Annotated in this window: 21 protein-coding genes; 15 read left to right on the plus strand and 6 right to left on the minus strand. The window is 59.6% G+C overall.

Going from position 1 to position 22,218, the window contains the following annotated elements; all coding sequences use genetic code 11:
- Window positions 1-24: 24 nt before the first annotated feature.
- The 4 genes from ssuD to ABVN21_RS24545 are packed head-to-tail and all read left to right on the plus strand — an operon-like array spanning window position 25 to window position 3,016.
- Complete coding sequence (gene ssuD / locus ABVN21_RS24530) at window positions 25-1,173, plus strand: FMNH2-dependent alkanesulfonate monooxygenase (RefSeq protein ID WP_339552642.1); 1,149 nt, start codon at window positions 25-27, stop codon at window positions 1,171-1,173.
- Window positions 1,174-1,181: 8 nt separating this feature from the next.
- Window positions 1,182-1,964: an aliphatic sulfonate ABC transporter permease SsuC gene (ssuC, locus tag ABVN21_RS24535; RefSeq protein ID WP_339552643.1), complete on the plus strand. Its 783-nt coding sequence runs from the start codon at window positions 1,182-1,184 to the stop codon at window positions 1,962-1,964.
- Entirely contained in the window at window positions 1,961-2,767 is an 807-nt protein-coding gene (ssuB, locus tag ABVN21_RS24540) for an aliphatic sulfonates ABC transporter ATP-binding protein (protein WP_339552644.1), read from the plus strand. Before ssuC ends, ssuB begins: the two co-directional genes overlap by 4 nt.
- A gap of 33 nt (window positions 2,768-2,800) precedes the next feature.
- Complete coding sequence (locus ABVN21_RS24545; RefSeq protein ID WP_003229256.1) at window positions 2,801-3,016, plus strand: TOBE domain-containing protein; 216 nt, start codon at window positions 2,801-2,803, stop codon at window positions 3,014-3,016.
- 149 nt (window positions 3,017-3,165) lie between these two features.
- Here ABVN21_RS24545 and ABVN21_RS24550 read toward each other — a convergent pair whose 3' ends face one another.
- Window positions 3,166-3,804 carry a TetR/AcrR family transcriptional regulator gene (locus tag ABVN21_RS24550; RefSeq protein WP_339552645.1) on the minus strand — a complete coding sequence of 213 codons (639 nt, stop codon included), beginning with the start codon at window positions 3,802-3,804 and terminating at the stop codon, window positions 3,166-3,168.
- Window positions 3,805-3,960: 156 nt separating this feature from the next.
- Window positions 3,961-5,337, minus strand: coding sequence for a glutamine synthetase family protein (locus tag ABVN21_RS24555; RefSeq protein ID WP_126367464.1), 1,377 nt, complete (start codon window positions 5,335-5,337; stop codon window positions 3,961-3,963).
- 278 nt (window positions 5,338-5,615) lie between these two features.
- On the opposite strand from ABVN21_RS24555, the gene ABVN21_RS24560 reads away from it, so the two are divergent.
- From ABVN21_RS24560 to ABVN21_RS24595, 8 genes are all read left to right on the plus strand, one after another.
- The gene (locus ABVN21_RS24560) at window positions 5,616-5,978 is read left to right on the plus strand and encodes a glutamine amidotransferase (protein WP_339552646.1); all 363 of its coding nucleotides are present in this window, start codon (window positions 5,616-5,618) and stop codon (window positions 5,976-5,978) included.
- A 38-nt stretch (window positions 5,979-6,016) separates the two neighbouring features.
- Window positions 6,017-7,375 carry a glutamine synthetase family protein gene (locus ABVN21_RS24565; RefSeq protein WP_339552647.1) on the plus strand — a complete coding sequence of 453 codons (1,359 nt, stop codon included), beginning with the start codon at window positions 6,017-6,019 and terminating at the stop codon, window positions 7,373-7,375.
- Window positions 7,376-7,434: 59 nt separating this feature from the next.
- Window positions 7,435-8,799, plus strand: coding sequence for an aspartate aminotransferase family protein (locus tag ABVN21_RS24570; RefSeq protein WP_339552648.1), 1,365 nt, complete (start codon window positions 7,435-7,437; stop codon window positions 8,797-8,799).
- Window positions 8,800-8,968: 169 nt separating this feature from the next.
- Window positions 8,969-10,081, plus strand: coding sequence for a polyamine ABC transporter substrate-binding protein (locus ABVN21_RS24575; RefSeq protein WP_339552649.1), 1,113 nt, complete (start codon window positions 8,969-8,971; stop codon window positions 10,079-10,081).
- Between the two features lie 188 nt (window positions 10,082-10,269).
- Window positions 10,270-11,367: a polyamine ABC transporter substrate-binding protein gene (locus tag ABVN21_RS24580; protein ID WP_339552650.1), complete on the plus strand. Its 1,098-nt coding sequence runs from the start codon at window positions 10,270-10,272 to the stop codon at window positions 11,365-11,367.
- Window positions 11,368-11,440: 73 nt separating this feature from the next.
- Window positions 11,441-12,583 (plus strand): polyamine ABC transporter ATP-binding protein, encoded by a 1,143-nt coding sequence (gene potA / locus ABVN21_RS24585; RefSeq protein ID WP_339552651.1) that lies wholly within the window; start codon window positions 11,441-11,443, stop codon window positions 12,581-12,583.
- A 35-nt stretch (window positions 12,584-12,618) separates the two neighbouring features.
- Window positions 12,619-13,500 (plus strand): ABC transporter permease subunit, encoded by an 882-nt coding sequence (locus ABVN21_RS24590; protein WP_339552689.1) that lies wholly within the window; start codon window positions 12,619-12,621, stop codon window positions 13,498-13,500.
- A complete protein-coding gene (locus ABVN21_RS24595) occupies window positions 13,497-14,387 on the plus strand; it encodes an ABC transporter permease subunit (RefSeq protein ID WP_034147615.1) in 891 nt (296 codons plus the stop codon). Before ABVN21_RS24590 ends, ABVN21_RS24595 begins: the two co-directional genes overlap by 4 nt.
- 129 nt (window positions 14,388-14,516) lie before the next feature.
- Here the strand turns inward: ABVN21_RS24595 and ABVN21_RS24600 are convergent, their stop codons facing one another.
- On the minus strand, window positions 14,517-15,158 hold the full coding sequence (locus ABVN21_RS24600) for an HD domain-containing protein (protein WP_339552652.1): 642 nt from the start codon (window positions 15,156-15,158) through the stop codon (window positions 14,517-14,519).
- 215 nt (window positions 15,159-15,373) lie between these two features.
- Between ABVN21_RS24600 and ABVN21_RS24605 the strand changes: the two genes are divergently transcribed.
- Entirely contained in the window at window positions 15,374-16,339 is a 966-nt protein-coding gene (locus tag ABVN21_RS24605; protein ID WP_339552653.1) for a DJ-1/PfpI family protein, read from the plus strand.
- A gap of 126 nt (window positions 16,340-16,465) precedes the next feature.
- On the opposite strand, the gene ABVN21_RS24610 is transcribed toward ABVN21_RS24605, so the two are convergent.
- Together ABVN21_RS24610 and ABVN21_RS24615 are read right to left on the minus strand one after the other, a co-directional pair.
- Entirely contained in the window at window positions 16,466-18,877 is a 2,412-nt protein-coding gene (locus ABVN21_RS24610; RefSeq protein WP_339552654.1) for a penicillin acylase family protein, read from the minus strand.
- 108 nt (window positions 18,878-18,985) lie between these two features.
- Window positions 18,986-19,567, minus strand: coding sequence for a DUF6436 domain-containing protein (locus ABVN21_RS24615; protein WP_339552655.1), 582 nt, complete (start codon window positions 19,565-19,567; stop codon window positions 18,986-18,988).
- Window positions 19,568-19,663: 96 nt separating this feature from the next.
- On the opposite strand from ABVN21_RS24615, the gene ABVN21_RS24620 reads away from it, so the two are divergent.
- Window positions 19,664-20,611: an alpha/beta hydrolase gene (locus tag ABVN21_RS24620; protein ID WP_339552656.1), complete on the plus strand. Its 948-nt coding sequence runs from the start codon at window positions 19,664-19,666 to the stop codon at window positions 20,609-20,611.
- Between the two features lie 111 nt (window positions 20,612-20,722).
- On the opposite strand, the gene ABVN21_RS24625 is transcribed toward ABVN21_RS24620, so the two are convergent.
- Window positions 20,723-21,475 (minus strand): DUF2059 domain-containing protein, encoded by a 753-nt coding sequence (locus tag ABVN21_RS24625; protein WP_339552657.1) that lies wholly within the window; start codon window positions 21,473-21,475, stop codon window positions 20,723-20,725.
- Window positions 21,476-21,583: 108 nt separating this feature from the next.
- On the opposite strand from ABVN21_RS24625, the gene ABVN21_RS24630 reads away from it, so the two are divergent.
- Window positions 21,584-22,216, plus strand: coding sequence for a 2OG-Fe(II) oxygenase (locus ABVN21_RS24630; RefSeq protein ID WP_339552658.1), 633 nt, complete (start codon window positions 21,584-21,586; stop codon window positions 22,214-22,216).
- Window positions 22,217-22,218 lie beyond the last annotated feature (2 nt).

Genomic DNA, 22,218 nt, shown 5'->3' on the forward strand with positions numbered 1-22,218 from the left:
TCGATTCCCCAAGGAGACCACTCCATGAGCCTCAATATCTTCTGGTTCCTGCCTACCCACGGCGACGGCCATTACCTTGGCACCGCCGAAGGCGCTCGCGCCGTTGACCACGGTTACCTGCAACAAGTCGCGCAAGCGGCGGATCGCCTGGGCTTCGGCGGGGTGCTGATTCCTACCGGTCGATCGTGCGAAGACTCGTGGCTGGTGGCAGCGTCGCTGATCCCGGTGACCCAGCGTCTGAAATTCCTCGTCGCCCTGCGCCCCGGGATCATTTCCCCGACGGTGGCGGCGCGTCAGGCCGCAACGCTGGATCGCTTGTCTGGCGGCCGAGCGCTGTTCAACCTGGTGACCGGTGGTGATCCGGAAGAGTTGGCCGGCGACGGTTTGTTCCTCAGTCACGAAGAGCGCTATCAAGCCTCGGTGGAATTTACCCGCATCTGGCGCCGCGTACTGGAAGGTGAAACCGTTGATTACGACGGCCAACACATCAGCGTGAAGGGCGCCAAGCTGCTCTATCCGCCAATCCAGCAACCGCGTCCGCCGCTGTACTTCGGCGGTTCGTCGGAGGCGGCGCAGGACCTGGCGGCAGAGCAAGTGGAAATGGTCCTGACCTGGGGCGAACCACCGGCCGCTGTTGCCGAGAAGATCGAACAAGTGCGCGCCAAAGCCGCCAAGCTTGGCCGCACCGTACGCTTCGGCATTCGTCTGCATGTGATCGTTCGCGAGACCAACGCCGAAGCCTGGCAAGCAGCCGATAAATTGATCTCGCACCTGGACGACGACACCATTGCCCGCGCCCAGGCTTCACTGGCGCGCTTCGATTCCGTCGGCCAGCAGCGCATGGCTGCGCTGCACGGCGGCAGTCGCGACAATCTGGAAGTCAGCCCTAACCTGTGGGCCGGTGTCGGCCTGGTGCGTGGCGGTGCCGGTACGGCGTTGGTGGGCGATGGTCCGACCGTGGCGGCCCGTGTGAAGGAGTACGCGGACCTGGGCATCGACACGTTCATCTTCTCCGGTTATCCACACCTGGAAGAGTCGTATCGCGTTGCCGAGTTGCTGTTCCCGCACCTCGATGTCGAACGTCCCGAGCTGCCGAAAAGCGCCGGGTACGTTAGCCCGTTCGGCGAAATGGTGGCCAACGACATTCTTCCTAAAGCTGCGTCCCAGAGCTGAGGCGCGCCATGAAGAAGATCATTCACAACCTCGCGCCCTGGGCGTTGCCGGTGTTGCTGCTGGCGGTGTGGCAGTTGTCGGTGTCGGCGGGCTGGTTGTCGACGCGGATCCTGCCAGCACCGATCGCCGTGATCGAAGCCGGCATCAGCCTGGTGCGCAGCGGCGAAATCTGGACGCACCTGGCGATCAGCGGCTGGCGCGCCGCGTTGGGTTTCACTATCGGTGGCAGCATCGGTCTGGTCTTGGGCTTCATCACTGGCCTGTCGAAATGGGGCGAACGCCTGCTCGACAGTTCGGTGCAGATGATCCGTAACGTGCCGCACCTGGCGCTGATTCCGCTGGTGATCCTGTGGTTCGGCATCGATGAGTCGGCGAAGATTTTCCTGGTGGCACTGGGCACGTTGTTCCCGATCTACCTCAACACTTACCACGGCATCCGCAACGTCGATCCGGCATTGGTGGAGATGTCACGCAGCTATGGCTTGTCGGGTTTCAGCCTGTTCCGCCAAGTGATTCTGCCGGGTGCTTTGCCTTCGATTCTGGTCGGTGTGCGCTTCGCCCTGGGCTTCATGTGGTTGACGCTGATTGTCGCGGAAACCATTTCCGCCAGCTCCGGCATTGGCTACCTGGCGATGAACGCCCGGGAGTTTTTGCAGACTGACGTGGTGGTGCTGGCGATCCTGATGTACGCGGTGCTCGGCAAACTCGCCGACCTCGCGGCCCGTGGACTTGAACGCGTGTGGCTGCGCTGGCATCCGGCCTATCAGGTCGTCAAAGGAGGTGCCGCATGACTGCTCAACAACCTCCACGTCTGCTGCGCGGGATCCCGCTGGCGGTGCGAAATCTGCAAAAAACCTTTGGTTCGCGGCAGGTATTGCGCGAGATCGATCTGCACATTCCGGCGGGCCAATTCGTTGCGGTGGTCGGGCGTAGCGGCTGCGGCAAAAGTACGTTGCTGCGCTTGCTGGCCGGTCTCGACAAGCCTACGGGCGGTGAGTTGCTCGCCGGCGCTGCGCCGTTGAGTGATGCGCGGGAAGACACCCGATTGATGTTCCAGGAAGCGCGTTTGCTGCCGTGGAAAAAGGTCATCGACAACGTCGGCCTCGGCCTTAAAGGCGACTGGCGTGCGCAAGCCCTTGAAGCACTGGAATCGGTCGGCCTGGCGGATCGCGCCAATGAATGGCCGGCGGCATTGTCCGGTGGGCAGAAGCAGCGTGTGGCGCTGGCCCGTGCGCTGATCCATCAGCCGCGCTTGCTGTTGCTCGACGAACCGCTGGGCGCACTGGATGCGTTGACTCGAATCGAGATGCAGCAACTGATCGAACGGCTCTGGCAAAAGCACGGCTTTACCGTGCTGCTGGTGACTCACGACGTCAGTGAAGCGGTGGCGATTGCCGATCGGGTGATCCTGATCGAAGACGGCGAAGTCGGCCTCGACCTGCACGTGGAACTGCCGCGTCCTCGGGTGCGCGGTTCCCATCGGCTGGCGGCGCTGGAAACCGAAGTCCTCAATCGCGTGCTGTCGCTACCGGGCCAACCACCGGAGCCAGAACCTGTTTCACCCTTGCCTACGCAGTTGCGTTGGGCTCAATAACTCAAGCCTTATCCAACGACAGGAATCAACATCATGACTATCAAAGCCATCAACGTACGCAACCAGTTCAAAGGCTCGATCAAGGAAATCGTTCTTGGCGACGTGCTGTCGGAAATCGACGTGCAGACGGCTTCCGGCATCGTTACTTCGGTCATCACCACCCGTTCGGTGAAAGAGCTGGAACTGGTTGTGGGCAGTGAAGTGATCGCGTTCGTGAAGTCCACCGAGGTGTCGATCGCCAAGTTGTAAGGGCGTGGAAAGACAGTGAGACCGCGCCGCGACCATCGCGAGCAGGCTCACTCCCACAGGGTTTTGGGTTGGCCACACAATTTGTGTTCAACACCAATCCACTGTGGGAGTGAGCCTGCTCGCGATGGGGCCGGAGAGGCGGATAAAAATCAGGCAGGTTCAGCGCGCTTGTGCAGATAGGGCGGTAAGTACAAGCCCAGGTATGCATCAAACACCCGCATCCCTTCCTCCGCCATGCGCGGCGTGATCTGTCCGTGCTGCTGCACCGAGCGCGCATAAACCCGGTCACCCAATTCCATCGCCAACGCAAACACATCGACATCACCCGGCAGCTTCGGCAACTCGAAGTGATGGTCGAACAGCTTGTGCATCAGGTCGCCCAGTTCGATGTCGTGCTGGCGGTCGGCTTGGGTGACTTCGGTCAGACCGTGCTGGGCGAGGATTAATTGGCGTGCGGCGGCGTCTTCGCTGTAGATCGCCAGCATGCGCTGCTCCACCAGTCGCGACAGATCACGCCAGCCGCCGAGGGCGTGATGGTCGATGGGCGCTTGCAGGCAGGCGCGGAAGGCGGCGTGGACATCGGCGGTCAAGGCTTCGAGCAAGGCCGGGACGCTGGCGAAAAAGTGGTAGACGGAGGAGGGCGGAATTTCCGCGCGCTCGGCGACACTGTAGATCGACAGACTGGCCACGCCCTCGGCGGCCAGCAGCGTGCGGGCGGCATCAAGGATCGAATCGATCCGCGCCTGACTGCGTGCGCGGGGTTTGCGAAGGGTGGCGGTGCGCGTCATTGGAGTCTCCTGCGGGGCAGGGGGGCATTGTACGCAGAGCGGGCAAATGTTCCATATCCCAGGAGTGGAACATTGCCCTCGCCACAGGTTTAGTGTTGGCCATAAAAAAAACGCCGCTGGCTGTGAAGCCGGCGGCGTTCTTTTTTCTGCAACCGCTTACACGGTATGCAGGTACCAGTTGTATTCCAGGTCGGAGATGGAGTGTTCGAACTCCTCCAGCTCGCTTTCCTTGCAGGCCACGAAGATATCGATGTATTTCGGATCGATGTACTTGGCCATGACTTCGCTGTCGTCCAGCTCACGCAATGCATCGCGCAGGTTGTTCGGCAGGCTTTGCTCGTTCTGCTCGTAGCTGTTGCCTTCCACCGGTGCGCCAGGCTCGATCTTGTTGACCAGGCCATGGTGCACGCCCGCCAGAACCGAAGCCATCAGCAGGTACGGGTTAGCGTCGGCGCCGGCCACGCGGTGTTCGATACGCACGGCATCGGACGAACCCGTCGGTACGCGAATCGCCACGGTGCGGTTGTCCAGGCCCCAGCACGGCGAGTTCGGCACGTAGAACTGTGCGCCGAAACGACGGTAGGAGTTAACGTTCGGGCAGAGGAAAGCCATCTGCGCCGGTAGGGTCTCGAGCACACCGCCGATCGCGTGACGCAGCGCGGCGTTCTGCTCGGGATCCTCGCTGGCAAAAATATTCTTGCCTTCTTTATCGAGAATCGAGATGTGGACGTGCAAACCATTGCCTGCCTGGCCTGGGTAAGGCTTGGCCATGAAGGTGGTGTCCATTTCATGGTCGTAGGCGATGTTCTTGATCAGGCGCTTGAGCAGTACCGCGTAGTCGCAGGCCTTGATCGGGTCGGCGACGTGGTGCAGGTTCACTTCGAACTGCGCCGGGGCACTTTCCTTGACGATGGCGTCGGCCGGGATGCCTTGCTCTTTCGCACCTTCCAGAATGTCCTGGAGGCAGTCGACGTATTCGTCGAGGTCGTCGATCAGGTAGACCTGTGTCGAGTGCGGGCGTTTGCCGGAGATTGGCGAGCGTGGCGGCTGTGGACGGCCGTTCACGTTTTCCTGGTCGATCAGGTAGAACTCGAGTTCGAATGCGGCGCAGATGGTCAGGCCCAGCTCGTCAAACTTTGCAACAACCTGACGGAGCACTTCGCGCGGATCGGCGAAGAAAGGATCGCCTTCGAGTTCGTGCATGGTCATCAACAGTTGCGCGGTCGGGCGCTTCTGCCATGGCTCGTTGCACAGGGTGTCGGGGATTGGATAGCAGATTCGGTCAGCATCACCGATGTCCAGGCCCAGGCCGGTGCTTTCCACCGTAGAGCCATTGATATCCAGAGCAAATAGAGAGGCCGGCAGGTTGATGCCTTTCTCGTAAACCTTGTGGAGGCTGGTGCGTTCGATGCGCTTGCCGCGCACCACACCATTCATATCCGCAATCAGAAGGTCAACGTACAGAACCTCAGGATGTTCCTTAAGGAACGCGTTCGCTTCGTTAAGCTGAACGGCACGCGGGGGTACCGACATGATGCAACACCTTTGTTGTTAAAAATATCAATCATTGATCTCTTCGGATTCCAGTCAACCCGAACGGCATGCCGAAGTCAAGCAAGGCCTTTTTTGCCCTAAAAAAGCGCTCGCGTGGCTTTTTTGAGGCACTTTGGGGCGTTTTTATGCCCCTTGGCACTATGACGTCCGCAGTCTTGAGCGGGCCGTGTTGTATTTTTTACGGGGGTGTTGTGTAAAAAAATGAACAAGGCTAAGCTCGAATCAAACCCATAACAGCAATAATACCGGGGTGCTTCATGTCTCGCCTGCCGTTAAGCGGCGTCACCGACTGCTCTATGCAGAACGGTCTGAATGCTTATCACATCAGTGGCGACATTTCTGTTCGCGCCGTGGCCTCCCAGGCTCCGGGCCTGTCGGTCATCCTTCCGTCCGTGATGGATCGGCCGTCCCCGTCCGATATTCTGGACGGTCGCGAGAGCACCCCCTTTAGGGTTACTCCATTCAATATAGAACCGATTCACTATAGCGGCTTGGCTATCGCTCAGGACCCCGCTCGCGATTCTGCACGCCCGGCATTTGCCGCGTGGTTTGGAAAAAACACGATAGCCTGTCGCATGCACGCATTTCAACGCGACGCCCATGCGTCAAACATCGCCTGACTCGCAAGAGCCAGGAAACTCAAAGCCTAGAGGCATTTATGAGTCACAACCTCGACCAGCTCACCGATTGGTTGAAAGACCACAAGATCACAGAAGTCGAATGCATGATCGCCGACTTGACCGGGATTACCCGGGGCAAGATTTCGCCGACCAACAAATTCATCGCCGAAAAGGGCATGCGCCTGCCAGAGAGTGTGCTGCTGCAGACCGTGACCGGCGATTACGTCGAAGACGACATCTATTACGAACTGCTCGACCCGGCCGACATCGACATGATCTGCCGTCCCGACCAGAGTGCGGTGTACCTGGTGCCATGGGCCATCGAGCCGACCGCTATCGTCATCCACGACACCTACGACAAGCAGGGCAACCCGATCGAGCTGTCGCCGCGAAACGTGCTCAAGAAGGTTTTGAAACTCTATTCCGATAGGGGTTGGCAGCCGATCGTGGCGCCGGAAATGGAGTTCTACCTGACCAAGCGCAGCGACGACCCGGACTACCCGCTGCAACCGCCAATCGGCCGTTCCGGGCGCCCGGAAATCGGTCGCCAATCGTTCTCCATCGAAGCAGCGAACGAATTTGATCCGCTGTTCGAAGACGTCTACGACTGGTGCGAATTGCAGGAGCTGGACCTCGACACACTGATCCACGAGGACGGCACGGCGCAGATGGAAATCAATTTCCGTCACGGCGATGCACTGTCCCTGGCCGACCAGATTCTGGTGTTCAAACGCACCATGCGCGAGGCCGCGCTCAAGCACAACGTGGCCGCCACCTTCATGGCCAAGCCCATGACCGGCGAGCCGGGCAGTGCCATGCACTTGCACCAGAGCATCATCGACCTCGAGACCGGCAAGAACATCTTCTCCAATGAAGACGGGACCATGAGCCAGTTGTTCCTGCACCACATTGGTGGTTTGCAGAAACTCATTCCCGAGCTGCTGCCGCTGTTCGCACCTAACGTCAATTCGTTCCGCCGCTTCCTGCCGGACACCTCGGCACCGGTGAACGTGGAGTGGGGCGAAGAAAACCGCACCGTGGGCCTGCGGGTTCCGGATGCCGGGCCGCAAAACCGTCGGGTGGAAAACCGCCTGCCGGGCGCCGATGCCAACCCGTACCTGGCGATTGCCGCGAGCCTGCTCTGCGGTTACATCGGCATGGTCGAAGGCCTGAATCCGAGTGCGCCGGTGGTGGGCCGTGGCTATGAACGCCGCAACCTGCGCCTGCCACTGACCATCGAAGATGCGCTGGAACGCATGGAAAACAGCGCAACCATCGAGAAGTACCTGGGCAAAAATTTCATCACTGGCTACGTCGCGGTCAAGCGGGCCGAGCATGAAAACTTCAAGCGCGTCATCAGTTCGTGGGAACGGGAATTCCTGCTTTTTGCCGTCTGATGCGCCGGGCGCCGTTGTCACCTGACGGCGCCTTCACCTGGATTTTTTAGGAGATTCGTATGACCAGCAACAACCCGCAAACCCGTGAATGGCAAACCCTGAGCAATGATCACCACCTGGCGCCGTTCAGCGACTTCAAACAGCTGAAAGAGAAAGGCCCGCGCATCATCACCACCGCCAAGGGCGTTTACTTGTGGGACAGCGAAGGCAACAAGATCCTCGACGGCATGGCCGGCCTGTGGTGTGTGGCCATCGGTTACGGTCGCGATGAACTGGCCGATGCCGCCAGCAAGCAAATGCGTGAGCTGCCGTATTACAACCTGTTCTTCCAGACCGCTCACCCGCCGGTCCTGGAACTGGCCAAGGCCATCGCCGACATCGCGCCAGAAGGCATGAATCACGTGTTCTTCACCGGTTCCGGTTCCGAAGGCAACGACACCATGCTGCGTATGGTTCGTCACTACTGGGCGATCAAGGGCCAGCCGAAGAAGAAAGTCATCATCAGCCGCAAGAACGGCTATCACGGCTCCACCGTGGCCGGCGCGAGCCTGGGCGGCATGACCTACATGCACGAACAGGGCGACTTGCCGATCCCGGGCATCGTCCACATCGCCCAGCCTTACTGGTTCGCCGAAGGCGGCGAAATGACCCCGGAAGAGTTCGGTGTCTGGGCCGCCAATCAGCTCGAAGAGAAGATTCTGGAGATCGGCGTCGACAACGTCGGTGCCTTTATTGCCGAGCCGATCCAGGGCGCGGGTGGCGTGATCATTCCGCCAGACAGCTACTGGCCGCGCATCAAGGAAATCCTCGCCAAGTACGACATCCTGTTCGTGGCGGACGAAGTGATTTGTGGTTTCGGTCGCACCGGTGAGTGGTTCGGTTCCGATTTCTATGGCCTCAAGCCCGACATGATGACCATCGCCAAAGGCCTGACCTCCGGCTACATCCCGATGGGTGGCCTGATCGTGCGGGACGAAGTGGTCGACGTGCTCAACGAGGGTGGCGATTTCAACCACGGCTTCACCTACTCCGGTCACCCGGTGGCGGCGGCGGTGGCGCTGGAAAACATCCGCATCATGCGCGACGAAAAAATTATCGAGCGTGTTCACAGCGAAACGGCACCGTATTTGCAAAAGCGTCTGCGGGAACTGAACGATCATCCATTGGTGGGCGAAGTTCGTGGAGTAGGTCTGTTGGGGGCCATCGAACTGGTTCAGGACAAGGCCACTCGCAAGCGCTACGAAGGCAAGGGCGTCGGCATGATCTGCCGGCAGTTCTGTTTCGATAACGGGCTGATCATGCGCGCCGTGGGCGACACCATGATCATCGCTCCACCGCTGGTGATCTCGCCGGCGGAAATCGATGAGCTGGTGACCAAGGCTCGCAAGTGCCTTGACCTGACCCTGAGTGCGTTGCAGGGCTAAGTGCTAGGCTCTGAGCGGGAGTCATGAAACTTTCGCTCGGAGCCGTCAGAAAGGCTGGCCTTTCCTTGAAAGACCGCCTCGGATCTTGCCAGACTAGCCGCGGTTCCAGTTGTCCGGGTTCGGCCGCTGAACAAAGTGGTTCAAAAAAGAAAAATTTGGAGCATTACGCATGAAGGCATTAGGAAAAAAGCTTGCTGGCAAGACACTCCTCGCCATGTCCCTGATGGGCATTATGGCGGGTGCGGTTCAGGCGGACGACAAGGTGTTGCACGTCTATAACTGGTCCGATTACATCGCCCCGGACACCATCAAGAAGTTCGAAGACGAGTCAGGTATCAAAGTTGTCTACGACGTCTTCGACAGTAACGAAACCCTCGAAGCCAAGTTGCTGGCAGGCAAGTCCGGTTACGACATCGTCGTTCCGTCGAACAACTTCCTGGCCAAGCAAATCAAGGCTGGCGTCTACCAGACGCTGGACAAGTCCAAGTTGCCTAACTGGAAAAACCTGAACACCGACCTGCTCAAAGCGGTATCGGTCAGCGACCCGGGCAACGAACACGCCTTCCCGTACATGTGGGGTTCGATCGGCATCGGCTTCAACGCCGAGAAGGTCAAGGCTGCACTGGGTGCCGACGCACCGACCGATTCCTGGGACCTGATCTTCAAGCCTGAAAACGCCGCCAAGTTGAAGGCGTGCGGTATCAGCTTGCTCGATTCGCCAACCGAAATGATTCCGGTGGCACTGCATTACCTGGGCCTGCCAACCGACAGCCAGAAGAAAGAAGACATCGACAAGGCTGAAGCGCTGATCATGAAGGTCCGTCCTTCGATCGCCTACTTCCACTCGTCCAAGTACATCTCCGACCTGGCCAACGGCAACATCTGCGTGGCCGTGGGTTACTCGGGTGACATCTACCAGGCCAAGTCCCGCGCGGCTGAAGCCGGTGACAAGGTGAAAGTCAGCTACAACATTCCGAAAGAAGGCGCTGGCAGCTTCTATGACATGGTCGCCATCCCTAAAGATGCCGAAAACGTCGAAGGCGCCTACAAGTTCATGACCTTCCTGCAGAAGCCGGAAATCATGGCTGAAATCACCAACGCCGTACGATTCCCGAACGGTAACGCGGCTGCCACGCCTTTGGTTGATAAAGACATCACCAGCGATCCAGGCATCTATCCACCAGCAGACGTGCTGGCCAAGCTGTACGCGATTGCCGACCTGCCGGCCGCCACCCAGCGGATCCTGACTCGCAGCTGGACCAAGATCAAATCCGGTAAATAAGCCGGTTTGAGGCAATAACCTGTTGTCGCTGCCTGCGCGGTGGCGGCAACAGGATTAATTAAATGACAGAAAGTTTTGCTGGAACGGTTTTTCGAGGGTAAGTTGCGCGCCGGTTTTGTTGCCAGGCAGCCACGGCTGTCATGTCACGCGGGGCAACTTGGGCCCAACTAATTTTAGAGGACCTCCACTTGCCTATTTTTTCTATGTTGCGCAATGCCATGCTGGTCGCTGCCGGGTTGACGCTTGCCGTTAATGTTCAGGCTGCCGGTACCGTGCATATTTATAACTGGTCGGACTATATCGGCGAGACCACCCTGGCCGATTTCCAGAAAGAGACCGGGATCAAACCGGTTTATGACGTATTCGATTCCAACGAAACCCTGGAAGGCAAGTTGCTGGCGGGACGTACCGGTTATGACGTGGTCGTACCGTCCAACCACTTTCTTGGCAAACAGATCAAGGCCGGTGCTTTCCAGAAACTCGACAAGTCCAAACTGCCGAATTACTCGAACCTCGATCCGGTGTTGCTCAAACGTCTGGAGCAAAACGATCCGGGCAACCTGTACGCAGTGCCGTACCTGTGGGGCACCAACGGCATCGGCTACAACGTCGACAAGATCAAGGAAGTGCTGGGCGTCGACAAGATCGACTCCTGGGCCGTGGTCTTCGAACCGGAGAACATCAAGAAACTCCACAGCTGCGGCGTAGCGTTCCTCGATTCCGCTGACGAAATGATGCCGACGGTCCTCAACTACATGGGCCTGAATGCCAACAGCACCAACCCTGAAGACTACAAAAAGGCCGAAGCCAAGTTGCTGGCAGTGCGGCCTTACGTAACTTACTTCCACTCTTCCAAATACATCGCCGATCTGGCCAACGGCGATATCTGTATCGCCATCGGTTTCTCTGGCGACATGTTCCAGGCCAGAAACCGCGCGGCTGAAGCCAAGAAAGGCGTGAACATCGCCTACTCGATTCCCAAAGAGGGCGGCGCGCTCTGGTTCGACATGCTGGCGATCCCAAAAGACTCGGCCAACGTCAAAGAGGCTCACGCGTTCATCAACTATTTGCTGAAACCTGAGGTGATCGCCCAGGTCAGTGATTACGTCGGCTACGCCAACCCTAACCCGGGGTCGGACAAACTGATGGAACAGTCCATTCGCACCGACGAAGCGGTTTATCCACCGCAAGCCGTGCTCGACAAGACCTACGTGTCCATTGAGTTACCACCAAACATTCAACGTTTGATGACCCGCAGCTGGACCAAAGTCAAGTCGGGTAAATAGCTTCAAGGCTCAAACTATCCAAGGTTGGCTCACCTTGAGCGAACTGCACTCTTTTTTTCTGGGAGTTTCGTAAATGGCAGTTGCCTCCGGCGCCTATAAGAAAGCCCTCGAGGGCGACCAGTCACCTAAGCAGGTGCTGGTCAAAATCGACCGGGTCACGAAGAAGTTCGACGAGACGATTGCCGTGGACGATGTGTCCCTGGAAATCAAGAAAGGCGAGATTTTCGCCCTGCTCGGCGGTTCGGGATCGGGCAAGTCCACCTTGCTGCGCATGCTCGCAGGTTTCGAACGGCCCACGGAGGGGCGCATTTTCCTCGATGGCGTAGACATCACTGACATGCCGCCGTATGAGCGGCCAATCAACATGATGTTCCAGTCATACGCCTTGTTCCCGCACATGACCGTGGCGCAGAACATCGCCTTCGGCCTCAAGCAAGACAAACTGCCAGCCGCCGAAATCGATGCCCGCGTGGCCGACATGCTCAAGCTGGTGCAAATGAGCCAATACGCCAAGCGTAAGCCGCACCAGTTGTCCGGTGGCCAGCGTCAGCGTGTGGCGCTGGCCCGTTCGCTGGCCAAGCGGCCGAAGCTTTTGCTGCTCGACGAACCAATGGGCGCACTGGACAAGAAGCTGCGCTCGCAGATGCAACTGGAGCTGGTCGAGATCATCGAGCGCGTCGGCGTAACCTGCGTCATGGTGACCCACGACCAGGAAGAGGCCATGACCATGGCCGAGCGCATTGCGATCATGCACCTGGGCTGGATCGCCCAGATCGGCAGCCCGATCGACATCTACGAAACCCCGACCAGCCGCCTGGTCTGCGAATTCATCGGCAACGTCAACATCTTCGACGGCGAAGTGATCGACGACGCAGAGGGCCACGCGATCATCACCTGCAAGGACCTCGACCGGAAGATCTACGTGGGCCACGGCATCAGCACTTCGGTGCAGGACAAGTCTGTGACTTACGCGATTCGTCCGGAAAAACTGCTGGTCACTCCGACCCAGCCGACCTGCGAATACAACTGGTCCAGCGGCAAGGTCCACGACATCGCTTACCTAGGCGGACACTCGGTGTTCTACGTCGAGTTGCCAAGCGGCAAGATCGTCCAGTCGTTCGTGGCCAACGCCGAGCGTCGTGGTGCTCGTCCGACCTGGGGTGACCAGGTTTACGTGTACTGGGAAGACGATAGCGGCGTGGTACTTCGCTCATGAACATGCGCAAATTCAAACGCCGCCTCAATCGAATAATTCCCGGTGGCCGCCAGTTGGTCATCGGGGTTCCGTTCATTTGGCTGTTCCTGTTCTTCATGTTGCCGTTCTTCATCGTTCTGAAGATCAGCTTCGCCGAAGCCGACGTGGCCATCCCGCCGTACACCGAGATCTACAGCTACGCCGAACAGAAATTGCAGTTGCTGCTCAACCTGGGCAACTACGCGATGCTGGGCGACGACGAGTTGTACATCGCCGCGTACCTGGGCTCGTTGAAGATGGCGCTGATCAGCACCATCCTCTGCCTGGTGATTGGCTACCCGATGGCCTACGCCATTGCCAGCGCCCGCAAAGAGCTGCAAACGGTGCTGGTGCTGTTGATCATGATGCCGACCTGGACCGCGATCCTGATCCGCGTCTACGCGTGGATGGGCATCCTCAGCAACAACGGCCTGCTCAACGGCTTCCTGATGAGCATGGGCTGGATTGACGAACCGCTGCAGATCCTCAACACCAACCTCGCGGTATACATCGGTGTCGTCTATTCGTACCTGCCGTTCATGATCCTGCCGCTGTACGCCAACCTGGTGAAGCACGACAACAGCCTGCTGGAAGCCGCGTCGGACCTGGGTTCGAGCACGTTCAACAGCTTCTGGAAGATCACTATTCCGCTGTCGAAAAACGGCATCATCGCCGGCTGCATGCTGGTGTTCATCCCGGTGGTGGGCGAGTTCGTGATCCCGGAACTGCTCGGCGGCCCGGAAACCCTGATGATCGGTAAAGTGCTCTGGCAAGAGTTCTTCAACAACCGTGACTGGCCGGTGGCGTCTGCCCTGGCGGTGGTAATGCTGGCGATCCTGATTGTGCCGATCATCCTGTTCAACCGTAGCCAAGCCAAAGAGATGGAGGGCAAGGAATGAAGCGCTTCCGTTTCTCGAGTTTCATGCTGGTAGCGGGGTTGCTGTTCATCTACGCGCCGATGCTGATCCTGGTGATCTACTCGTTCAACGCCTCGAAACTGGTGACGGTATGGGGTGGCTGGTCGATCAAGTGGTACGTCGGCCTGATGGACAACACGCAGCTGATGGGCTCGGTGGTGCGCTCGCTGGAAATCGCCTGCTACACGGCGATTGCGGCGGTGGCGCTGGGTACATTGGCTGCCTTCGTCCTGACCCGCATCACCCACTTCAAGGGTCGCACGCTGTTCGGTGGCCTTGTGACCGCGCCCCTGGTGATGCCAGAGGTAATCACTGGTTTGTCGCTGTTGCTGCTGTTCGTGGCCATGGCGCAGATGATCGGCTGGCCGCAGGAGCGCGGCATCGTCACGATCTGGATCGCGCATACAACGTTCTGTGCGGCGTATGTGGCGGTGGTGGTGTCGGCGCGCTTGCGTGAGCTGGACTTGTCCATCGAAGAGGCGGCCATGGACCTCGGTGCGCGGCCGTGGAAGGTGTTCTTTCTGATCACCATTCCAATGATCGCGCCCTCCCTGGGTGCCGGCGGCATGATGTCGTTTGCCCTGTCGCTGGATGACCTGGTGCTGGCGAGCTTCGTGTCGGGCCCGGGTTCCACGACCCTGCCGATGGAAGTGTTCTCGGCGGTGCGCCTGGGCGTGAAGCCGGAAATCAATGCCGTGGCCAGCCTGATTCTGCTGGCGGTGTCGCTGATGACCTTCTTGGTCTGGTTCTTCAGCCGTCGCGCCGAAGAAGCGCGCAAGCGTGCAATCCAGCAAGCCATCGAAGAAAGCGCTGCCGATTCTTGGAAGCAACCGGACGTGCGTCGCGCGCAGGCGCCTGAAGCGGCTTGAGCTTGATGGGTTGATCACATCTTTGTGATCAACCCGACACTGTAGGAGCTGGCTTGCTGGCGATGGGGTATCAGTCACATTGATTTCGACTGACACACCATCGCCAGCAAGCCGGCTCCTACAGGGGATTTACGCAACCCAAGGAGACTTGCGGATGACGTCGACGAAATTCATCGGCTTGAACCCCGGCTCCTGATCCACCAGCACATCTGTCTTCACGTTGCCGAACGTGGTCTGCGGACGATGGCGCAAGCCGTCGGCAAAGGCACAGATGATGCACTCCTTGAACCCTTCGCCCCGTGGATGCGCATGCACCACCGCTTCGCGCTGCACGGTGGAAAACGCCGCGTAATCCATGCCCAGCACGTCCATCTCGACGCCAGCAGTCACCAACGCCACGGTCGGCCGCAGGTGTTGCGGAACGCCCGGCGTGGTGTGCAGGGCGATCGACAGCCAGACCTGCTCGATATCGTCATCGCTCAACCCGTAAGGCTTGAGGAACGCTGCCGCCGCGTTGGCGCCATCGACTTCGAAACGTTCGTTGTCGCTGCGATAGCCATCAACCAGACCCAGGTCATGGAACATCGCACCGACGTAAAGCAGTTCCGGGTTGTAGGCCAGTTGCTTGCGTTCGCCGCTCAGCGCGCCGAACAGAAACACCCGGCGCGAGTGGTGATAGAGCAGGTCGGATTCGATGTCGCGGATGTATTCGGTGGTGGCTTTGGCCAACGCGCTGTCAGGGATTTTGATGCCGGCAATGGTGGTGCTCATCGGAGATTCCTCGGGGTGAACGCCGGGGCGGCGCTGAGGAATCCAGTCTGTTCTCCCACCGGAAACCGGACAATCGATCCATGGCTGCGATCCCGGCCATTCCGGGTGCATATCGCGCCAACCTCGCTTGTTGGGGCTGGATTGGCTAAGTTGGGTCGTGACGAATGAGCTCCCTCGCCACAGGTACGCGTGATTCCATAGAGGCCTTTCTAACCATGCAGAAAACCGTTGCCATCGTCGTCTTTGCCGGCGTCCAGTCGCTAGACGTCACCGGCCCCATGGACGTGTTTTCAGAAGCCAATCGCTTCCTCGCCCCTGAGGATCACTATCAGCTGGAAGTTATAGGCGTGGAGCGCGGGGTGATGGCGTGTTCCAACGGCCTGTCACTGAACGCCCATCTGCATTTCAGCGAAGCATTGCAGGCCTACGACTTGCTGCTGGTAGCGGGGGGTCCGCAGTTGCCGTTCATGGACTTCGGTGCCGTGTTCGATGCCTGGTTACGTGATGGCTGCGCGCGGGCACAGCGCTTCGGTTCGATCTGCAACGGCGCGTTCATGCTTGCCCGCGCCGGGTTGCTGAAAGGGCGGACGGTGACGACTCACTGGGGCGATGCGGCGGCGTTGGCTGCGCTATGCCCGACCACCCGGGTCGAGGCCGATCGCTTGTACGTGCAAGATGCCGAGCTCTTTACCTCGGCGGGGGTCACGGCGGGGATCGATTTGTCGTTGTACTTGCTGGGTCGGGATCATGGGCCGGAAGTCGCATTGAGCGTTGCGAAACGGCTGGTGGTGTTCACCCAGCGCTCGGGCGGACAGTCGCAGTTCAGTCCGTTCCTCACGCCCCACGCCGAGTCGACTTCGGCGGTGGCGATGGTTCAGCACTATGTGTTGGCCAATCTCACCGGCGACCTGACCATCGCCGACCTGGCCAACGCCGCCAACATGAGCGCGCGTAATTTTTCCAGGGTGTTCGCCAAGGAAGCGAAAATCACCCCGGCCGAGTTCGTCGAGCGGGCGAGGGTGGATGCGGCGCGGGTGATGCTGGAGAGCACCAGTGCGCCGCTGAAGACCGTGGCGTACCAGTGCGGGTTTCGAGATGCCCAGCATATGCGCAGTGTGTTCAACCGAAGGCTGGGGGTGACGCCGCAGCAGTTCAGATTGAATTTTGCGGCGATGGTTTGAGCATGAATTTGCGTTGTTCATACGGGCCTCATCGCGGGCAAGCCCGCTCCCACAGTGGTCCGGTGCATGCAGATCCATTGTCGGAGCTGGCCTGCTAGCGAAGAAGCCAGTCCAGCCAATTTTAATTTACTGGGCACCTCGCGCCGGCAGCAGCTTCAACGTACTGCGCGTATTGGCCGTCACCTCTTCATCATTGAGATGCGCCTGGTAGTAAACCCCTTCGATGTACGCCTCGGACTGATCGTCATAGTGAGTGTCGAACGGCACGCCACTCTGGCCGACCGGGTTGACGGTCAGGCTGTGGGCCGGGTCGGCGAAGTCGATCAGGCGACGGGTCGATGGGCCGTAGGTCACCGGCCACGGTGCCGGGCCGATCTTGGCCGAGAGGTTGTTCGGTACTTCGTGAGTGCCGGGCGCGGCGAACGGGCCGACGTTGAAAATCCGGTCCAGCGGTTTTTGCTGCCCCAGCGGATGGCCATGGGTCAGCGTGTGCGCCTTGCCCCACTGCCATTGCGCGACGTCTGTGCCGAGGGTGGTCTTGAGATGGGCGATACTTGCCTGCCATGCCGCTTTCACCGTATCGGCACGGGTTTCCTTGCCGAGTGTGTTGCGGTTGTCCCACCACGGTGAATCAGCATTCGCCGCCAGGCGCGGCAACGCGGCGTCGATCACCCGGGTCGAAAGCAGTGTCTCGAAAAAGTCATTGCCCAACTCATCGTGCATGCTCGCATCAGCGAGGTTGAACAGGAACTGGTTGAACAGCGTGGCGCTAGTGGATTCCAGCGGGTAGTCACCTTTCCACTGGGCCAGTTGCTCCACCAGTTTGAGTTCGGCGGGATCGCTCACCACTTCGCGCAACTCCGGCAACAGCGGTGCCAACAGACGCGGGCCATAGGCGGTGGTGGTGCCCAGTTGCAGCTGCTGGCTGTTTTCCAGGTTCCATTTGACGGCTTTGTCGCTGAGTTGGCGATTGAGCTGCTGGCCACGATCGGCAAGGTTGTAATAACCGGGGATTTCCATCCCGGTCGGTGATAGCGGCTGAAAGTTGGCCGAGACGATATAACCCCGCGCCGGATTTTCTTCCTGCGGATTGGCGCTGAAAGGATAGAACCCGTCCTTGTCCGCCTCGGCGCTGCTGCCGTCGAGGATGAACCATGGACGCACGCCCGCAGGTCGCTTGGGCAATTGCGCTGCCGCCCACCAGCCGATGTCGCCCTTGGCGTTGGCCCAGACGATGTTCAGGCCGGGTGCCTGAACTTTCGCCGCCGCCGTGCGAGCCTTGGCCAGGGTGTCGGCGCGGTTGAGCTGGTAGAAGCCTTCGATGATCGGATTCTGGCTTTCGAGAAAGGCCCACCACATGGCGATGGGGGTTTTGCCAACGGCGTTGCCCAGCGCATCGTTGACGATCGGACCGTGGGGCGACTGGCGCAACACCAGCGTCACTGGCGCCTGGCCTTTGACCGCGATCTGTTGTTCGCTGGTCACCATGTCCACCCACTTGCCGCGATACCAGACCTGATTTGGATTGTCCGGATTGACCTTCTCGGCAATCAGGTCGAGGTCGTCGTTCTGGAACATGGTGATGCTCCAGCCGAAGTCGCGGTTCATGCCCAACGAGGCGAACGGCATCAAGGCCTGATAGTGGCCGTAAAGTTCGAAACCGGGCGCCGAGAGTTGCGCTTCGTACCACACCGACGGCGCGGAAAAGCGGATGTGCGGGTCACCGGCCAACAATGGTTTGCCGCTTTTTGTGCGGCTGCCGGCGACGACCCAGGCGTTACTGCCTTCGAACTGTGGCAGGCCGTTGTCGGCCAGGGCCTGTTCGCTGAGACGGGCGAGAGCGTTGAGATCCTTCCAGTCGTTGCTGGCCAGCGACAACGCGGCGCCGCTTTGATGCTTGGCCAGTACGCCTTTGGGTTGCCATTCGAGATCGAAGACGTTCAGGTACTCCGCGCCCAGCTGATCGCGCACGAACGTCAGCAGCGGTTCGGTGCGGAATGCCGCGGCAAAACTGTAGGCCATGTAACCGGCGATGCTGATGGTGTCCTGGGCCGTGAACGGGCGTTTGGGTATGCCCAGCACGTCGAACTCCACGGGTTTGGCGTGGGTGTCCTGATACTGGTTGATGCCATCCAGATAGGCCTGTAAGGCGATGAAGGCTGGCGATTGTTTATCCAGATTCGCCAGGTAGGTTTCGGCGCGTTCGCGAATCCGCAGGCTGCGCATCAGCTTGTCGGTGTCGAGCAGTTTCGGGCCGAGCACCTCGGCCAATTCGCCCCGGGCGAGGCGGCGCAGGACTTCCATCTGGAACAAGCGATCCTGGGCGTGGACATAGCCGAGGGTGCGGTACAGGTCGGTTTCGTTTTCAGCGCGGATGTGCGGGATGCCACGTTCGTCGTAGCGTACGGTGACCGATCCTTGCAGGTGTTGCAGTTCCACCATGCCCTGGCGTGTCGGTTGCTTGCTGTAGACGTACCAGCCGCCTCCTGCGGCGAGCGCGACGACCAGCAAACCGAGAGCGGTCAGGCTACGTTTCATGGTGACTCCTTGTTATTAGTGGCAGCTGTTCCCTGGTGCCACTGTTTAACACGGCGGGTCGATTTGGCCCATCGCCCATAGGAGGGATTCGTATTGCGAGGTTTTTCCTCAGTTCAGCGTATCGACCGGCCAGGCACAGTAACAACCCACCGCCAGTGTGTGCGTGGCACTCACTTCACGGCCTTCGTTCAACGCTTGCAGTATCGGTTCGATAAAACTGTTACTCGAGTTGCAGGTGAGGCCTTCGCTGTACGGTCCGAAGTAGGCCAGTTTGCCGCTGCGATCCCAGATCGCCACGGCCGGGCTGGCGGGGATTTGTTCGGAGCCGGGCAGGACAGTGATGGTTTTCAGGTTGCTTAACGTGCTTGGCAACTGGCCGTGGCTGCCAGTTTTTTGCACCGAGTAGAACTCGACGCCCTGCGGCCCATACTCCTCGACCAGTTCGCTGAGGTGTTGTTGATTGCCGACGTTGCACGGGCAGGCCGGGTCCCAGAAATGCACCAGGCGGATGGCGCCGGGGCCGGCGAGGTTGTCGGGCAGGCGCAGCGGGTCGCCGGAGAACACGGCGGTATGTGAACTGAATGCCCGCAGATAGCGCCCTTGAAACCAGTCGTAAGCCGCCCACAGCACCGCGACGCATATCAAGGCGAGCAGGCTGACAAACAGGGTGGATCGGACGGGCGAGCGCATGAGTTCTTTCCTTGAAAGTCGGCTAGCTTGCCATGCTTGCCGCGACAGATGAATATCGCAGATCCATTAAGTCCGTTTCGCGCTCTGGAATAGTCCATGTCTGCCACCTTCGACCCTGATCATCTGCGCGCCAGCCTGCGGCCATTGGCGCAGGGGCAACCGTTGTCAGCGGAGGCTCAGGCGTATCAGCGTTTTTATGGGTTGGATTTTTCGTCACGCAACGTGCGCAGTGGCCTGGGACGTTTTCAGGTCGACGGCTATGAGGTGGTCAGCCAGGTCTGGTGGCCAGAGCGGGTGAAAGCGACGCTGTTTGTGTTCCACGGTTTCTACGATCACACCGGGCTCTACCGGCATGTCATCGAGTGGGCGCTTGACCAGGGTTTTGCGGTTATTGCCTGCGACTTGCCGGGGCATGGTCTGTCCAGTGGCGAGCGGGCGAGCATCAAGGATTTCGCCGAGTATCAGGACACGCTGCAAGGCTTGTTCACGGAAGCCTTGTCTCTTGATCTGCCGCAACCGTGGCACTTGTGTGGGCAAAGCACGGGCGGGGCGATCGTGATCGATCATGTGCTCAATGCCGGGGCGAACAGTCCGGCCCAGGGCCAGGTGATTCTGTTGGCGCCGCTGGTGCGACCGCGGGCGTGGGGCTGGTCGCAATTGAGCTACTACCTGCTCCGGCCTTTCGTCAAAGCGATAGCCCGGCGCTTCAGCGAAAACTCCAATGACCCGGATTTTCTACCGTTCCTGCAGGCCGATCCGTTGCAGCCGCTGCGTTTGCCGACGGCTTGGGTAGGGGCGTTGGCGCGTTGGATCAAACGAGTCGAAGCCGCGCCGGTCAGCACCCGCCGACCGCTGATTGTTCAGGGGCAGGCCGACATGACGGTGGATTGGGAACATAACCTTGAGGTGTTACGCGGCAAGTTTGATCGGCCGCAGGTGTTGATGCTGCCTGAGGCGCGTCATCATCTGGCGAATGAAGCGCTGGTGCTGCGGGGTGAGTATTTCGGGTTTTTGACCAAGCGGATCAAGGGTAGGAATCTTTAGCGATTATCAGGGCTTCATCGCCAGCAGGCTGGCTCCCACAATGAATCCGCGTACACCGGCTCCCCTGTGGGAGCTAGCTGCTACCGATGGCGATCTACAAAGCGCCTGAGTTCACTGGCTGAGATTCGAAGTACTCTGCCCCACCGCCAACCCCGCCCGAATCGCCGCCAGCGCCGCCTGGTAATAAGCCTTGCCCTCCGCCGACTCGGCAAACGTGGCGAATTCTTCCAGCTCATCGTCCGACAGGTCGCGATAGACATACAGCAGCGTGTTGTTGAGGTCGCTGCCGATCTGCTCCATCAAGCGCTGGCGCTGCCCGTTCAACATGCCTTGCGCCTGACCTGCGCCGAGCAGGCCGGGGATCATCGAACTCAGGCTGTCAGCGGCGACACCGGCAATCGCCAGGCTGACTTCAGCACCGGCCTCCCGCGCGGGCAGGGCTTGGGCCAAATGGCCGATGATCAGCAGTCGACTGTCACTGGACGCCATTTTCGGCAAGCCCTTGGCATTTTTCGACAATTGATCACGACGGGTCGCAAGCAATTCGGCGGCGACGATTTTCTTGCCGAGCGGGGATTGGAAGAACGCCAGTGCCGGTTTCGGATCGGCGAGGTTCTTGCGCAGTTGTGCTTCGGCGCGCTGGTCCACAGCCTTGGGGTCGAAGCGCTGATTGCTGTTGTCGACCAGCGCCTGGAACACCGCCGGTGGCAGGCTGCCCTGGTAGCGTTGCTGGGCGGCGGCGAGGGCGTCGTTGAAATGCGCGCGTTGTTCCGGCCAGCCGGCGACCTTGTACAACTGGTCGTGGCCGTCTGCCCAGGCGGGCAAAACGCAGAACATCAGCAGAGAGAAAAGCAAACGGCGCATAAGGACTCCTGTCAGCAGGCGACTATTCTCCGTGTGGCATAGGGACTTGTCGAGAATTCGTATCAACCCGCTGCGTGGCTCTGTCGGATTTGCAGGCGCAGGAATACTATGCGCGCCATGCAAATACCTTCTGATCACCCGCTGCTGTTACGAATCGTCGACGACCTGGCTGCCAACGGCTGGTCACAGCAGAATATTTTCCTTCCTCTGGATCTGACCCGAGCGCTGGCGGCCGAGTGCCGTAAACGTGCTGCCGAAGGTGAACTGGCCCCGGCCGCCGTCGGGCGCGGGCCGTCTTCGGAGATTCGCGAGGGGATTCGCGGCGATCATATCCAGTGGATCGAACCTGGCCAGGTCGAGGCTTGCGACAGCTATCTGGGGTTGATGGACAGCCTGCGCGAGGCGATGAACCGTGGTCTGTTCCTGGGGCTGGAAGATTTCGAAAGCCATTTCGCGATGTATCCGCCCGGTGCGTTCTACCTCAAACACGTCGACCGGTTTCGCGATGATGATCGGCGCATGGTGTCCGCGGTGGTTTACCTCAATGATGCCTGGCTGCCCGAACACGGTGGTCAGTTGCGCATGTACCTGAATGAGGGCGCGGAATACGATGTGGTACCCACCGGCGGATGCCTGGTGGTGTTTCTCTCGGGTGAAGTCCCTCATGAAGTTTTACCCGCGACCCGCGAACGCCTGTCGTTGACCGGCTGGTTCCGGCGCCGGGGCAACGAGCCGTTCTGATC

The organism is Pseudomonas sp. MYb327 (assembly GCF_040438925.1).
Taxonomy (GTDB): domain Bacteria; phylum Pseudomonadota; class Gammaproteobacteria; order Pseudomonadales; family Pseudomonadaceae; genus Aquipseudomonas.

Excerpts from the sequence above, each read along its gene's own strand:
- ABVN21_RS24545 (WP_003229256.1), top strand. The coding sequence starts at position 2,801 with ATGACTATCAAAGCCATCAACGTACGCAACCAGTTCAAAGGCTCGATC.
- ABVN21_RS24595 (WP_034147615.1), top strand. The coding sequence starts at position 13,497 with ATGAAGCGCTTCCGTTTCTCGAGTTTCATGCTGGTAGCGGGGTTGCTG.
- ABVN21_RS24610 (WP_339552654.1), bottom strand. The coding sequence starts at position 18,877 with ATGAAACGTAGCCTGACCGCTCTCGGTTTGCTGGTCGTCGCGCTCGCC.
- ssuB (WP_339552644.1), top strand. The coding sequence starts at position 1,961 with ATGACTGCTCAACAACCTCCACGTCTGCTGCGCGGGATCCCGCTGGCG.
- ABVN21_RS24615 (WP_339552655.1), bottom strand. The coding sequence starts at position 19,567 with ATGCGCTCGCCCGTCCGATCCACCCTGTTTGTCAGCCTGCTCGCCTTG.
- ABVN21_RS24605 (WP_339552653.1), top strand. The coding sequence starts at position 15,374 with ATGCAGAAAACCGTTGCCATCGTCGTCTTTGCCGGCGTCCAGTCGCTA.
- ABVN21_RS24625 (WP_339552657.1), bottom strand. The coding sequence starts at position 21,475 with ATGCGCCGTTTGCTTTTCTCTCTGCTGATGTTCTGCGTTTTGCCCGCC.
- ABVN21_RS24620 (WP_339552656.1), top strand. The coding sequence starts at position 19,664 with ATGTCTGCCACCTTCGACCCTGATCATCTGCGCGCCAGCCTGCGGCCA.
- ABVN21_RS24560 (WP_339552646.1), top strand. The coding sequence starts at position 5,616 with ATGTCTCGCCTGCCGTTAAGCGGCGTCACCGACTGCTCTATGCAGAAC.
- ABVN21_RS24575 (WP_339552649.1), top strand. The coding sequence starts at position 8,969 with ATGAAGGCATTAGGAAAAAAGCTTGCTGGCAAGACACTCCTCGCCATG.
- ssuD (WP_339552642.1), top strand. The coding sequence starts at position 25 with ATGAGCCTCAATATCTTCTGGTTCCTGCCTACCCACGGCGACGGCCAT.
- ABVN21_RS24550 (WP_339552645.1), bottom strand. The coding sequence starts at position 3,804 with ATGACGCGCACCGCCACCCTTCGCAAACCCCGCGCACGCAGTCAGGCG.
- ABVN21_RS24630 (WP_339552658.1), top strand. The coding sequence starts at position 21,584 with ATGCGCGCCATGCAAATACCTTCTGATCACCCGCTGCTGTTACGAATC.
- ABVN21_RS24570 (WP_339552648.1), top strand. The coding sequence starts at position 7,435 with ATGACCAGCAACAACCCGCAAACCCGTGAATGGCAAACCCTGAGCAAT.
- ABVN21_RS24600 (WP_339552652.1), bottom strand. The coding sequence starts at position 15,158 with ATGAGCACCACCATTGCCGGCATCAAAATCCCTGACAGCGCGTTGGCC.
- potA (WP_339552651.1), top strand. The coding sequence starts at position 11,441 with ATGGCAGTTGCCTCCGGCGCCTATAAGAAAGCCCTCGAGGGCGACCAG.
- ABVN21_RS24565 (WP_339552647.1), top strand. The coding sequence starts at position 6,017 with ATGAGTCACAACCTCGACCAGCTCACCGATTGGTTGAAAGACCACAAG.
- ABVN21_RS24555 (WP_126367464.1), bottom strand. The coding sequence starts at position 5,337 with ATGTCGGTACCCCCGCGTGCCGTTCAGCTTAACGAAGCGAACGCGTTC.
- ssuC (WP_339552643.1), top strand. The coding sequence starts at position 1,182 with ATGAAGAAGATCATTCACAACCTCGCGCCCTGGGCGTTGCCGGTGTTG.